This window comes from Rhizobium sp. BR 317 (genome assembly GCF_047445835.1).
GTDB classification, from domain to species: Bacteria; Pseudomonadota; Alphaproteobacteria; order Rhizobiales; family Rhizobiaceae; genus Rhizobium; species Rhizobium paranaense.
Window position 1 is genome coordinate 110,693 of record NZ_JARWLB010000004.1, and the last position, 13,907, is coordinate 124,599.

Annotated in this window: 9 protein-coding genes and 1 pseudogene; 7 read left to right on the forward strand and 3 right to left on the reverse strand. The window is 60.6% G+C overall.

Annotated features, from left to right (window positions below; all coding sequences use genetic code 11):
- Nucleotides 1-2 precede the first annotated feature (2 nt).
- Nucleotides 3-3,257: a response regulator gene (locus QD357_RS07960; RefSeq protein ID WP_107108762.1), complete on the reverse strand. Its 3,255-nt coding sequence runs from the start codon at nt 3,255-3,257 to the stop codon at nt 3-5.
- A 214-nt stretch (nt 3,258-3,471) separates the two neighbouring features.
- Between QD357_RS07960 and QD357_RS07965 the strand changes: the two genes are divergently transcribed.
- The 4 genes and pseudogenes from QD357_RS07965 (at nt 3,472) to QD357_RS07980 (ending at nt 8,682) form a co-directional block, all read left to right on the forward strand.
- Entirely contained in the window at nt 3,472-5,058 is a 1,587-nt protein-coding gene (locus QD357_RS07965) for a trimethylamine methyltransferase family protein (protein WP_414124133.1), read from the forward strand.
- 142 nt (nt 5,059-5,200) lie between these two features.
- Nucleotides 5,201-5,509, forward strand: a pseudogene (locus QD357_RS07970) (hypothetical protein).
- A gap of 346 nt (nt 5,510-5,855) precedes the next feature.
- Nucleotides 5,856-7,517, forward strand: a complete 1,662-nt coding sequence (locus QD357_RS07975; protein ID WP_107108764.1) for a DEAD/DEAH box helicase — start codon at nt 5,856-5,858, stop codon at nt 7,515-7,517.
- A 286-nt stretch (nt 7,518-7,803) separates the two neighbouring features.
- Nucleotides 7,804-8,682 carry a DMT family transporter gene (locus QD357_RS07980; RefSeq protein WP_107108765.1) on the forward strand — a complete coding sequence of 293 codons (879 nt, stop codon included), beginning with the start codon at nt 7,804-7,806 and terminating at the stop codon, nt 8,680-8,682.
- A 21-nt stretch (nt 8,683-8,703) separates the two neighbouring features.
- Here QD357_RS07980 and QD357_RS07985 read toward each other — a convergent pair whose 3' ends face one another.
- Nucleotides 8,704-9,597 carry a DMT family transporter gene (locus QD357_RS07985; RefSeq protein ID WP_107108766.1) on the reverse strand — a complete coding sequence of 298 codons (894 nt, stop codon included), beginning with the start codon at nt 9,595-9,597 and terminating at the stop codon, nt 8,704-8,706.
- Nucleotides 9,598-9,991: 394 nt separating this feature from the next.
- Here QD357_RS07985 and QD357_RS07990 point away from each other — a divergent pair, with 394 nt between their 5' ends.
- From QD357_RS07990 to QD357_RS08000, 3 genes are read left to right on the forward strand one after another with little or no spacing between them, the layout of a single operon-like run.
- Complete coding sequence (locus QD357_RS07990; protein WP_107108767.1) at nt 9,992-11,401, forward strand: circularly permuted type 2 ATP-grasp protein; 1,410 nt, start codon at nt 9,992-9,994, stop codon at nt 11,399-11,401.
- 7 nt (nt 11,402-11,408) lie between these two features.
- Nucleotides 11,409-12,350, forward strand: a complete 942-nt coding sequence (locus QD357_RS07995) for an alpha-E domain-containing protein (protein ID WP_107108768.1) — start codon at nt 11,409-11,411, stop codon at nt 12,348-12,350.
- A gap of 12 nt (nt 12,351-12,362) precedes the next feature.
- Nucleotides 12,363-13,187 (forward strand): transglutaminase family protein, encoded by an 825-nt coding sequence (locus QD357_RS08000; protein WP_107108769.1) that lies wholly within the window; start codon nt 12,363-12,365, stop codon nt 13,185-13,187.
- Nucleotides 13,188-13,290: 103 nt separating this feature from the next.
- Here QD357_RS08000 and QD357_RS08005 read toward each other — a convergent pair whose 3' ends face one another.
- Nucleotides 13,291-13,767: a cupin domain-containing protein gene (locus tag QD357_RS08005; protein ID WP_107108770.1), complete on the reverse strand. Its 477-nt coding sequence runs from the start codon at nt 13,765-13,767 to the stop codon at nt 13,291-13,293.
- Nucleotides 13,768-13,907 lie beyond the last annotated feature (140 nt).

The window sequence follows — 13,907 nt, forward strand, 5'->3', positions numbered from 1 at the left end:
GTTTACCTGGTGGAACGCTCGGTCTGCAGCATGGCATCGCCGAGCCAGCGGCGGGCTTTGGTTTCCAGGAGTTCCGGGCTGATCGGCTTGGACATATAGTCGTCCATGCCCGCATCCAGACACATGTCGCGGTCGACATCGAGCGCATGCGCCGTGACACCGACGATCGGTACGTGCCAGCCCTGTCCCGCCTCCGTTTCCAGTTGCCGGATCATGCGCGTTGCCTGATGGCCGTTCATGATCGGCATGGAGACATCCATCATGATCAGCGATGGCCGAAGCCTTCGCCAAGCCTCCACGGCTTCCTGGCCGTTCGGGACCACGAGGAAACGCAGGCCCGTAACCTGCAGAATCTGCGTGAAGACGATCTGGTTGACCTCATTGTCCTCGGCAACGAGGATATCGATAGCGCTAACCGGCTTCGCCGCCACTTCGCGCTCGACGGCATCGATGGCGGCAACGGCCTCGGCCTCGATCGACTTCGAAGCGGCAGCGATTTCATCGCCGCTCATCCGCTGCCGGCGTGCCGTGCGCACGACATCGATGATGGTGTTACGCAGCACATTGGCGCGGGCTGGCTTCATCAGATGTGCTTGACCGTTCAGCGCCGCAAATTCCTTGTCGCTGCCGGCGACGTCCATGGATGTCAGGAAAATCAGCGACACCTTGTCGAAGCGAGAATCGGCGCGAATTGCACGCGCGACTTCATCGCCGTTCATGTCCGGCATGTGATAGTCGAGGATCACGGCATCGACCGGCACGCCCATGTCGAAAGCGGCATGGAGGATCGCGAGCCCCGTCTTGCCATCCTCGGCCGCGTAGCCGTCAAAACTCCATTGCTCCAACTGCTCGGTCAATATCCGGCGGTTGATCTCATTGTCGTCGACGACAAGAATACTCGCGCCCTTGACATTGACCGGCACCGGACGCGCTTCGTTGCGCATGGCCGCCGGTGGCATGGGCAGATGCACGGTGAAAACCGAACCCTTGCCCCACTCGCTCTCGACTTCGAGATAGCCGCCAAAGAGATCGACCAGCCCGGCAGTAATGGCAAGGCCAAGGCCTGTGCCTTCGTGGCGGCGCGTCGAAGAAGCGTCGACCTGCGAAAACTTCTCGAAAATGGAATCGAGCTTCTCGTCGGGAATACCAATGCCGGTGTCTTCGATACGCAACGTCAACATGATCTCGCCATTGTCGACCGGCCGGCTGTCCACCTCGACCAATACGTGGCCGCGCTCGGTGAATTTGACCGCATTGCCGACGAGGTTGGTGACGATCTGGCGGAAGCGGCCGGCGTCTCCCAGCACCATGGCCGGCACCTCGGGCGCGGTGCGCACCAGCAACTCGATGTCCTTGTCCGCCGCCGGCGAAGACAGCAGCGTCGCAACATCCTCCACCGCCTCGGCCGGATCGAAGGCAGCCTTGCGCAAGCGCATCTGCCCAGCATCGATCTTCGAGAAATCCAGAATATCGTTGATGATCGTCAACAGTGCATTGCCAGACTTGACGATGATGTCGACAAAGGTCTTCTGCCGGGCGTCGAGATCGGTCTTGGCGAGCAGCTCCGCCATGCCGAGAACACCGTTCATCGGCGTGCGGATTTCATGGCTCATGTTGGCGAGGAATTCGGACTTGGCACGGTCGGCGGCTTCGCTGCGCGAAAGCAGCAGTTGCAGCTCGGCCTCGCGTTCCTTCATCTCGGTGACATCGGTCAGCACCACGGTCCAACGGCGGCTTTCGCTCATCGTCGCTTCGAGCTGCATCCAGCGCTCGCCAGCGACCTGGAACACCGCCGAAACCGGCTTGCTCGCCGCCATGCTTCGGCTCCAGATACGCCGAACTGCCCCCGGATGGTGACCGAAATCGCCGCGCGCGGCGCAATGATGGAAGGCGGCGGACCAATGCTTACCGACCTCGAGATCGTCTGCCGGAATGCGCAGCATGTCCCGCACGGCATCGTTCGCCAGCATGATGATGCCGTCTTCGACGATGAGCAGTCCCTGCGACATGGCATGCGTCGCGTCCGTCATCAGCTCGCCGAGGCGTTCCAGCGCAAGACGCGCCTCGGTGATCTCACGGGCTTGCTGACGCACGGAGGAGATGTCCGCATAGGCGACCAGCATGCGGCCGTTCGAAATGCGGCGTGCATCCGCGATGACGGATTTGCCGTCGGCAAAGTTCATCTCAGTCTGGAAATGCGGTCCGGCATTGCGGAAGGATTCCAAACGCGCCTGATAAATATCGTCGATACTGCCGGCATCGGCATCGTATCGGCCAAGCTCAAAGTGCTTGGCGACAAGATCTCGATAAGACCGGCCTTCGAAGCGTTCGTCCTTCGGGAATTCCCAGATGTCGTAAAAGGCATCGTTGGTATATTCCACAACATAGTTGCCGTCGTGGATCATCACGCCGATCGGCATCGAGCGCAGGATGTTCTCCAAATCCTGATGCAATGTTTCGGCGTGCGCCTGCGCCTCGATCAACTCGGTCTCGCGCAGCTTCAACACCGAAATATCGGTCATGGACCCGACGGCATAGCGCTTGCCGTCAGAGGTGACGACGCGGTTGACGCGCGTCATGATCGGATGCGTCACATGCTCCCGATCGATCACCGTACCTTCGAATGCGAGTGCGCGCCCTTCGTTCAGCACCCGCTCGTTTTCCGCGAAGTAATCGTCGCCGCCGGTTTCGAACATTTCCTGTTCGGTCTTGCCCAGCACCTCGGCGCGGCTGAGCCCCGTGATGGCCGCATAGGCCTCGTTGGAATAGATCAGCCGATGGCTGGCATCGCGCACGAAGGCGGCAACCGGCAGGTCTTCGAGAATTGTGCGGTAAAGTCCGATCTCGTCGACGTCACCCGGGATATCGCCGCTTTCCCGATCAGAAGAGGCACGCGAAGGCACGGCCGGCGCGTCGAGGAACATGCCAAAGACATAAAGGCGGTCTTCAGACGGCGAAAAACTTTCGATCTGCACACGGGAACGTTCCCGCCCCGTCGGGTCGAAGCATAGCGCCATCTCTTCCGAGCCGAAGACCAGCGCCCGGCGCTCCTTGTCTTCGCGGTCGGCTTCCTCGCCGCTATCGAAGAGATCACGGCTGCGATTGCCGATGAAATCGCCGATGTCGCGGCGAAAAAAGCGCGCATAGGCTTCGTTGACGGCGACGTATCGCAGATCGCTGTTCTTGACATAGGCCGGCTGATCCAGATCTGCGATCCGGCGGCAGGCCATCTCCAGCAATTCACCGTCCGAGTTCAACGGGACCCCTCTTCTCACCGCTCGCTATAGTTTACTGAACCCAAGCTTTATCACAAATCGCTTTAACAAGCCGTTAACCATATTGCGAAGATGCAGAACGTCGCGTTCAGACCATTGACTATCCCAGAACGGACGTCCTTTGGTCGCAAACGACGGCAGCATTTGAGGTCGAACTCTGCCAAGAATCATATGAGCACAATGGTGGAGCGAGAGCATGAGCGACGATAGAAACACGGCCTTGCACGAGACTGACACTGCTGCCATTCCCGTCGAGCGCCGCCGCCGGGCCGGAGGTCGCGGGGCCGAGCGCAGCCGCAAGCCGAGTGGCACGAAATACCTCAACCTCGTCAACAATCTCGCCCGTACCGAACTTCTGTCGCCCGAGGCGCTCGACGATATCCACGAGGCGTCGCTGACCATTCTCGAAGAGATCGGCATGGACATCATCCTGCCGGAAGCGCGCGAGCGCATGAAGGCCGCCGGCGCCGATGTCACGCCGGGCAAGGAGCGCGTCCGCTTCGACCGCGGCATGATCACGGAGCTGATCGCCTCCGTCCCCTCGACCTTCACCTTGCACGCCCGCAACCCGCTCCGAAACGTTCAGATCGGCGGCAGGAACCTCGTCTTCGCCCAGGTCGCCTCGGCGCCTTTCGTCGCGGATCGCGAGGGCGGCAGACGCGCCGGGAATCAGGAGGACTTCCGCAAGTTGATCAAGCTTGCCCAATCCTACGACGTCATCCACCTGACCGGTGGCTATCCGGTCGAGCCTATCGATATTCACGCTTCGGTCCGCCATCTCGATTGCCTCTCCGATATCGTGAAGCTGACCGACAAGGCATTTCATTGCTATTCGCTCGGCAAACAGCGCAATCTCGATGCCATCGAGATCGCCCGCATCGGCCGCGGCATCAGCATGGAGCAGATGGAGCGGGAGCCGTCGCTCTTCACCGTCATCAATTCCTCCTCCCCGCTGCGCCTCGACGGACCGATGCTGCAGGGCATCATCGAGATGTCGTCGCGGGGTCAGGTCGTCATCGTTACGCCTTTCACGCTGGCGGGTGCCATGGCGCCGGTGACCATCGCTGGCGCGCTGGTGCAGCAGAATGCCGAGGCGCTCTGCGGCATTGCCTTCACGCAGATGGTGCGCAAGGGCGCGCCGGTCATGTATGGCGGCTTCACCTCGAACGTCGACATGAAAACGGGAGCCCCCGCCTTCGGCACGCCGGAATATATGAAGGCCGTGATTGCCGGCGGCCAGCTCGCCCGCCGCTATGGCATCCCCTACCGCACCTCCAACACCAATGCCTCCAATACGCTGGACGCCCAGGCAGCCTATGAATCGGCGCTGTCGCTCTGGGCGCTGACCCAAGGTGGCGGCAATTTCGTGCTGCATGCGGCCGGCTGGAGCGAGGGCGGCCTCACTGCCTCCTTCGAGAAATTCATTCTCGATGTCGACATGCTGCAGATGGTCGCCGAATTCCTGACACCGCTGGATGTCAGTAGCGAAGCGCTGGCGCTTGATGCCGTGCGCGATGTCGGCCCCGGCGGCCACTATTTCGGTACGGCGCACACACTCGCCCGTTACGAAACGGCCTTCTATTCGCCGATCCTGTCGGACTGGCGCAATCACGAGACCTGGACGGAAGCCGGCCGGCCAACGACCTATGATCACGCCAACCGCATTTTCAAGGAAACGCTCGCCCATTACGAACATCCGCCGCTCGACCCGGCGATTGAGGAAGAGCTGGACGCCTTTGTCGCCAAGCGCAAGAAGGAAGGCGGAGTCCCCACCGATTTCTAGTTGAAAATCAAAGGCTTTCACCTAGCTATCGTGAACAAAATTTAATGTCGAGACCCTCTTTTTAGCCGCGACTTCGCCCGCTTTCCTCCGCACCTTCAAGCTCGGCGTCGGCTGGGAGCTGTGTTTTGGGAAAGGGATTTCGATGTCTTTGCTTCGCACTTTAACGACGGACGGTTTGATCGCGCTGACGCTTGGCAGCGCCGCCGCCGTAACCACAACGACTGCCGGCGCCTCCGAGCGCGGCGCCTTCTTCGGCGGTCTTGCCGCCGGTGTCGTCGGCGGCGCCCTGGCTGCCGAAGCCGTGTGACCGGCCTACCCGGTCTATCCGGCTTATTATCCTGCCTATCGAACCTATTACGCTCCGGCCTATGTACGCGCCTATCCCGACTGCTACTGGGCATGGCGTCACGATGGTTGGGGTTGGCCCTACCGCGTCGAGGTCTGCCGCTAAGCCTATAAAGATCGGCCGCGACGCCGCCGGATTTCCGGCGGCACTTTCGCCGACCTTCCGAAAAGCTTTTGGCTTCACCTCTTGACTTCGGCGGCGAATAAGACCAAATGCGCGTCAGCTTTCACCTTCCGGCCGCCGCGTGAGCGTGCCCTGCGGGACTAAACGTACGCAAGAGAGGGACAAAAGCGCTTTTGAAATGAGACCGCACCCAAGGCGGTCGGATGCGCTGGAAAGCTTTTTCCAACTTACAAGTTCCCACTTCACGCGGGGTTCTTGACGCCAGAGACAGACCGGACCGCATGGTGCGACCCGGCCTATTCGCTTTGGCGCCCCGAAAGGTATTGAATTGACCGATTTTCACTCGCTTGGTCTCTCCAAGCAGATCGTTGACACGCTGTCGCAGAACAACTTCGCGACGCCGACGCCCATCCAGGCACAGGCTATCCCGCTTGTTCTCCAGGGCCGCGATCTCATCGGCCTCGCCCAGACAGGCACCGGCAAAACGGCCGCTTTCGGCCTGCCGATCATCGAAATGCTGCTGAAGGATGCCAAGCGTCCCGACAACCGCACCGTCCGCACGCTGATCCTCGCCCCCACCCGCGAACTGGTGAACCAGATCGCCGACAATCTTAAGCTGTTCGTCCGCAAGACGCCGCTGAGGATCAATGTCGTGGTCGGCGGCGCCTCGATCAACAAGCAGCAGCTTCAGCTTGAGCGCGGCACCGACATCCTCGTCGCAACCCCCGGCCGCCTGCTCGACCTCATCAACCGCCGCGCCCTGTCGCTCGGCCATGTCAGCTATCTCGTCCTCGACGAAGCCGACCAGATGCTCGACCTCGGCTTCATCCATGATCTCCGCAAGATCGCCAAGCTCGTCCCGGCCAAGCGCCAGACCCTGCTGTTTTCGGCCACCATGCCGAAGGCGATTGCCGATCTCGCTTCCGACTATCTGACCAATCCGCTGAAGGTCGAAGTCTCGCCTCCCGGCAAAGCTGCCGACAAGGTGGAGCAATATGTCCACTTCGTTGCCGGTCAGAACCACAAGACCGAGATCCTCAAGGAAACGATTTCAGCCAATCCGGATGGCCGCGCCATCGTGTTCCTGCGTACCAAGCACGGCGCCGAGAAGCTCATGAAGCATCTCGACCATGTTGGCTTTGCTGTCGCTTCCATTCACGGCAACAAGAGCCAGGGCCAGCGCGAGCGTGCGCTCAAGGGTTTCCGTGACGGTGAAGTCCGCGTTCTCGTCGCAACCGACGTCGCCGCCCGCGGCATCGATATTCCCGGCGTTTCGCATGTCTACAATTACGACCTGCCGGAAGTGCCGGATGCTTACGTTCACCGCATCGGCCGTACCGCGCGCGCCGGTCGCGACGGCATCGCCATCGCCTTCTGCTCTCCCGATGAAATCCGTCTGCTGCGCGACATCGAGCGCCTGATGGGCATCGAAATCGCCGTTGCCAGCGGCGAAGCTCCTGCCGATCGCGCCCGTCCGGCCCGCGGCAACAACCGAGGTGGCGGTCGTGGCGGCCAAGGTCAAGGCCGTGGCGCAGGCCAGGGTCGCTCCGAAGGTCGTCCGGCTCGCCCGGCTCGTCGTCCCTTCTTCGACAAAGAAAATGGCGAAGCCCGAGGCCAGACCGGCGAGCGCCAGGAGCGTCGTCCGCGCGAAGATCGTCCGCAGCGCGAAAACCATCGCAATGCCGATTTCCGCGGCCAGCGCCGCGACGAGCGGACACCGCGACCGGAAGCAGACAACGATCTCGTTTCGACGTCCGACTTCCGCCCGGCCAAGAAGCCGCATCACAACGGCCCGGCAAACGCTAACGGCGCCGCCCACGAAGCTGGCGCCCATCGCGGCCCCCGCCACGCCCATGGCCGCCCCTCGGGTCGCCACAATGAGGAGCGCGGCCACGGTCACGCCCACGGCGAACACCGCGAAGGCGGCAACGGCGGCATGAAGCGCCGCGGGCCGCGCAACGGCAACGGCCAGCGCCGCGAACGCGCTTGATCGAATGAAGAAAGGGGGCGAACAGCCCCCTTTTTTGTGAGTATTCCATAAGCGTTGGATTTCTTCCGACCATCCAAACGCTCGCCCTTTTTGGAGTGCCACCCAAGCAAACGGCAGCGATTTCGAAATCGCGTGGTTCTGCTGAAAATCTCGTTTCCAATGGCCTAGAACATTTGGATGTCTGTTCCGCCTCAATCGGGTCCCGTGCGAGTAGGATATTCGGGCATTCGCAGAATTCCCAACGTTGTAAGGCGAGACGTTGCGTGCGGCAGGATCAACACGGCCGATGTCTGCAAGCGACTGGGGGCAGCTCCTGCTTCTCGGCGGTCTTTGGGGCGGCTCGTTTTTCTTCGCCCGTATCGCCGTAGCCGAAATCCCGCCGCTGGCGCTTGTCCTCTACCGCGTCTCGATCGCCGCGCTTGTTCTGCACCTGTGGCTGCGAATACGCGGCATTTCGTTCTCTCCCGCCTTGGCCAGACCTGCCTCATTCCTGTGCCTGGCCATGCTCAATAACGTCATCCCATTTTCCCTGATCTTTACCGGGCAAACGAAAATCGGCGCGGGTCTCGCCTCCGTGCTCTATGCGACGACGCCTCTCTGGACGATCCTGGTGGCAAATCTGCTGACGGCAGACGAGAAGCTCTCGACCACAAAACTCGCGGGCGTGGGGCTTGGGATCGCTGGAGCGGCCGTCATGATCGGCCCCGGCCTTCTCTCCGATTTCGGCAGCCCGACTTGGGCGAAACTCGCCGTCGTCGGGGCAGCGATTTCCTATGCGTTTGCTGTCGTCTACGCCAAGCGATTCAAGGATTTAAAACCATCCGTCGTTGCAGCCGGCCAGCTCACCGCCTCCACCGTTCTGATGGTGCCGATTGTCCTTCTCGTCTACAGACCCCAGGATATCGTCACCTCAAGCCTTTCCATCTGGATGGCCATCGGTGTTCTTGCAGTCTTCACAACCGCATTCGCTTACATTCTCTATTTCAACATCATCGCCTCGGCAGGAGCGACTAACGCCTCCCTCGTGACGCTGCTGGTGCCCGCCAGCGCGATCATGCTGGGCACAGCCTTTTTAGGCGAGCGGCTTGAGCCTTATGAATTCGCCGGATTGGCGTTGATCATTTCCAGCCTGATTGTCGTGGACGGCAGATTATTTCGCCGCTGACGGGCGGATAACCGCCTGCCCCTACTCCGGAACCACGTCCGCCGTGCGTCGATTGGTAAGATAGACGCCGATCACCACGATCAGCGTGCCGATGATGATCGGCGGTGTCAGCGGTTCGCCGAAGACGATGGCCGCTTCGATGGCGACCGCGGGCGGCATCAGGTAGATCAGCGACGCAGCGCGCGATACCTGACCACGGCGAATGAGGTAGAGCAGCAGGCCGACCGCACCCATCGACAGGCCGAAGACCGACCAAGCGAGGGCAAAAAATGCTTCGTGCGTGCCGTCGAAGTGCAGATTCTCGAATATCAGCGCCAAAGGCGCGGTGACGATGAGAGCACCGACATATTGCAGCGTCGCGATGGTTCGGAGATCGCCGGTCTGCAGATGACGCTTTTGATAAAGCGTGCCGTACGTCACCGAGACCATCGACAACAGATTGACGCCGAGCGGGATCGCCGATTGCCAGAGATTGGCGGTATCCGATGCCAAAAGCTTCGGCGAGATGGCAATCGCTATGCCGACGAAGCCGAGCAGCAAGCCAAGCCGCTGCGCCGGCTTCAGGCGCTCGCCGACCAGATAGGGCGCGGCCATCGCCGTCATCAGCGGCTGCAGCGCCGCGATGATGCCCGAAATGCCCGCTGGCACGCCGCTGGCGATCGCCCACCAAAGACCGCCGAGATAAAACCCATGCAGAAAGATGCCGGAATAAATGGCGCGGAAGACGCTGGACCAATCACGCGGCCATCTCGCGCCGGTGAAAGCGCAAAACAGGACGAAAGCGAGCGCGGACAGGCTGTACCGGATCAGGAGAAAGGTAAACGGACCCGAGTGCATCGTCGCATATTTCGCAACGATCCAGCCTGTAGACCAAAGAAAGACGAAGATCGCCGGCGCGAATGTGTCGAGGGACATGGGGCTCTGACTGAAATTGATGTGGCAGGCTCGGTCCGGGCCTGAATTGAAACCGGGACGTCGCGTGCACAGGGGCAACCGCTGATAACCGAAGACGGCCAAAGCGTCAAAATCGAACCGCTGAAACCAATCATCAATTTTTCTTCATGTCCGCTTCCCGACCGTTGGCCTGAGGACTCGGCACACCACCATGCGCCGACGACAAAATAAGCACACGCTCAGATTTTGATCGCGGCGCCGCGGTAGTAAACTTTCATTTACGGATACGTCGGCTCAAAAAGCCCGGAATTCCGCCATTTTCGGCGGTTTCGAAATTCGTGCGCGCAAATGCGCATACTTCTTGCATTGTCAAAATTGTTGTATTCAAATGGGAAAAAACACGGGGACCGCGCCTTTGGCATTTGATGAAATGATTACTGCGGACGAAAATCCGCGCGCACCTTACGAAAAATATTTCGAGTGGTACTCAGGCCAGGACAGAGGCCACCTCATTGCCAAATCCCGCGATGCGGAAAACATCTTCCGAAAGACGGGCATTACCTTCGCAGTCTACGGGCACGCGGACTCCGCCGAAAAGCTCATCCCCTTCGACATCATCCCCCGCATCATTTCCGGCCGAGAATGGCGCAAGCTCGCCCAAGGCATCGAACAGCGCGTCATCGCGCTCAACGCTTTTCTCGACGATATCTACCACAAACAGGAAATCATTCGTGCCGGTCGCGTCCCGCGCGAGCTGATCGAGAGGAACGACGCTTTCCTGCCGGAAATGATCGGCTTCCGCCCGCCGGGTGGCGTCTACACCCACATCGTCGGCACCGATATCGTGCGCACCGGCGAGGATCAGTTCTACGTGCTGGAAGACAATGCCCGCACGCCCTCCGGCGTCAGCTACATGCTGGAAAACCGGGAAACGATGATGCAGATGTTCCCGGAACTGTTTCATCAGAACAAGGTGCAGCGCGTCGAGGACTATCCGCTGTTGCTGCGCCAGAGCCTCGCCTCGCTCGCTCCCCGCGGCTGCAACGGCAAGCCGCGCGTCGCCGTTCTGACCCCCGGCATCTACAATTCCGCCTATTACGAGCATTCCTTCCTTGCCGACATGATGGGCGTGGAGCTGGTCGAAGGCTCGGATCTGCGTGTCATCGACGGCAAGGTGAAGATGCGCACCACGCGCGGCTATGAGGCGATCGACGTTCTCTATCGCCGCGTCGACGACGACTTCCTCGACCCCCTCACCTTCCGTGCGGATTCGGCCCTCGGCATCCCCGGCATCATGGATGTCTATCGCGCCGGCCACATCACCATCGCCAATGCGCCCGGCACCGGCATCTCCGACGACAAGGCGATCTATTCCTACATGCCCGAGATCGTCGAATTCTACACCGGCCGCAAGCCGATCCTCGAAAACGTGCCGACCTGGCGCTGTTCCGAGCCGGCCAGCCTGAAATACGTACTCGAGAACCTGGCCGACCTCGTCGTCAAGGAAGTGCATGGTTCGGGCGGCTACGGCATGCTCGTCGGCCCGACCGCCTCGAAGAAAGAGCGGACGGAATTTGCCGAGAAGCTGAAGGCCAAGCCGAACAATTATATCGCCCAGCCGACCCTTTCGCTGTCGACCGTGCCTATCCTGGTCAACAAAGGCATCGCTCCCCGCCATGTCGACCTGCGCCCCTATGTCCTCGTTTCCGACAAGGTGCAGATCATTCCAGGCGGCTTGACCCGCGTGGCACTGAAGGAAGGGTCGCTGGTGGTCAATTCCAGCCAGGGCGGCGGCACCAAAGATACCTGGGTTCTGGAGGACTGAGACGGACATGCTTGGAAGAACCGCGAATGGCCTCTACTGGATGTTCCGTTACATCGAGCGCGCCGAAAACATAGCCCGTCTGGTCGATGCCGGCCAACGCATGTCGCTGACCCGCAGCGGTGCGGTGGAAGACGATTGGGATGGTGTATTGCAGAGCGCCGGCGTGCGTGAAGCCTATAACGAAGTGCACAGCAAGCTGACTGGCGCGGACGCGATCGATTACCTGATACGCGACCGCTCCAATCCGTCGAGTGTGATGTCCTGCATCGATTATGGCCGCAACAATGCCCGCATGGTCCGCACGGCGCTGACCCGCGACACCTGGGAAGCCACCAACGAATGCTGGATCGAGCTGAAGACATTGCTCGCCAAGCGCCTGAAGACCGCCGAAGTGCCGGAGATGATCGAGGTCATCAAGCGCCGCGCCGGATTGATCCGTGGCGCATTTCACGGCTCGATGCTACGCAACGAACTTTACAACTTCGCCCGCATCGGCACCTTCATCGAACGCGCTGACAACACGGCGCGCATTCTCGACGTGAAATACTACGTGCTGCTGCCGTCGATCTCGCATGTCGGCTCGTCGCTCGACAATGCGCAATGGGAATCGATCCTGCGCTCGGTCTCCGCCCATCGCGCCTATAAATGGGCGTATGATCCGGAGTACAAGCCGGCCAACATTGCCGACTTCCTGATCCTCAATGGCCAGATGCCGCGCTCGCTCGCCTATTGCTACGAAAAGATCGTCAGCAATATCGGCTATCTCGGGACCGAATACGATCAGCGGCTCCCCGCGCACGACACCGCCGATGCCATCCGCAAGATGCTGCAGACGCTCACGGTCAAAAGCATCATGGATCAGGGATTGCATGAGTTCCTGGAGGATTTCGTTTCGCGCAACAATAAGCTCAGCGCGGAAATCTCCGACGGCTACCGGTTCTATCAGTAAGCGGATCACACTATGAGACTGACGATCAGCCATACCACCGAATACCGCTACGACGAACCGGCGCAGTTTTCATTGCAGCGCCTGAGGCTCACGCCGCTCACCGGTCCCGGCCAGACCGTCCTCGATTGGAAGCTGACGGTCGAGGGCGCCCATCCGGAAGTGGAATATGAGGACCAGTTCGCCAATCGCGTGACGCTTGTTTCGCTCGACGGCGCACAGGACGCAACCCGGATCGTTGCCACCGGCGTGATCGAAACGCAGGACCTGAATGGCGTGACCGGCCAGCATACCGGCTTCAGCCCGCTCTGGCTCTTCCTGCGGGAAACGTCGCGCACCAAGGCCGGCAAGCTGGTGAAGGAGCTGTTGCGCGGCCTTTCCGGCGACAACGAACTCGGCAAGATGCATGCGCTGATGGGCGCAATCCACCAGACGGTGGAATACAAGCCCGGCACCAGCGATACGGAAACCACCGCAGAACAGGCGCTGGAAAAGAAGAGCGGCGTTTGCCAGGACCATGCCCACATCTTCATTGCCGGCGCCCGCGCGCTGCGCATACCGGCCCGCTATGTCTCAGGCTATCTCCTGATGGAAAGCAAGGCCGAGCAGGCCGCGACGCATGCCTGGGCTGAAGCGCATATTCCGGGTCTTGGCTGGGTGGGTTTCGATCCGGCCAACGATGTCTGCCCCGATGCGCGCTACGTTCGCATCGCGACCGGCCTCTGCTATCGCGACGCTGCCCCGGTCTCCGGCATGCGCCTCGGCACACCGGGCGAAAGCCTTTCTGTCAAGGTGACGGTGGAGAACCAGGGACAAAGCCAGAGTCAGAGCCAAAGCTGAGTTCAGAGCAGTTCATCGCTTCACGGAATCGCTGAACTGCTCTATCTCTTTGTTTTCACGCAATTCCGGACGGAAAACCGCTGCGCACTTTTCCTGGAATTGCCTAGTGCGCCTCGCCATCGGGCAACAGGAATTCCAACCCGTTGCGCCGCCCGATCTCAACCACACGCGGCATATCCTGAGGGTGCCCACCCGGCGGTGGCAGGTCGCGCGTGCCCACCGGCATCGCCTCGCCTGCTTCGGTAAAGAAGCCATCGTGAACGCGGCCGGGCGAATTGATGATCAGCAGCCGGCCCGGCGTCGAACCGATATTGCGGAACGCATGAATGGCGCCTGTCGGTATCTTGACGAAACTACCGGCCTGCGCCTGGACGGTCTCACCATCGACCATGAATTCGAACAGGCCCTCGAGGATATAAAACGCCTGGTCATCATCGGGATGCCTGTTCGGCGGCGCCCCCGCCCCTGGCGCCGTCAAAGTCTCGATGAGGCAATAGGCCCCGCCTGTGTCGGCGCTGTGAGCATGAAAACAAAAAAGATTGCCAAAGAGATAGTAGGTATCGGCCTGCAAGGCTGACATAGCGATCCCCCGGATGCCAGATTAAGAATGCAATCCGGAAGGAACTATATCATGAACTGCTGATCAAAGCAGCGCGGCCGGAAACAGGCACCGACATACGCCGCACACTTAGAGCGGTTCAGCGTTTCACGGAATCGCTT

What these genes read in the sequence shown, in the direction of transcription:
- QD357_RS08000 (WP_107108769.1), top strand. Translation starts at nt 12,363, where the DNA reads ATGAGACTGACGATCAGCCATACCACCGAATACCGCTACGACGAACCG.
- QD357_RS07995 (WP_107108768.1), top strand. Translation starts at nt 11,409, where the DNA reads ATGCTTGGAAGAACCGCGAATGGCCTCTACTGGATGTTCCGTTACATC.
- QD357_RS07965 (WP_414124133.1), top strand. Translation starts at nt 3,472, where the DNA reads ATGAGCGACGATAGAAACACGGCCTTGCACGAGACTGACACTGCTGCC.
- QD357_RS07980 (WP_107108765.1), top strand. Translation starts at nt 7,804, where the DNA reads ATGTCTGCAAGCGACTGGGGGCAGCTCCTGCTTCTCGGCGGTCTTTGG.
- QD357_RS07985 (WP_107108766.1), bottom strand. Translation starts at nt 9,597, where the DNA reads ATGTCCCTCGACACATTCGCGCCGGCGATCTTCGTCTTTCTTTGGTCT.
- QD357_RS08005 (WP_107108770.1), bottom strand. Translation starts at nt 13,767, where the DNA reads ATGTCAGCCTTGCAGGCCGATACCTACTATCTCTTTGGCAATCTTTTT.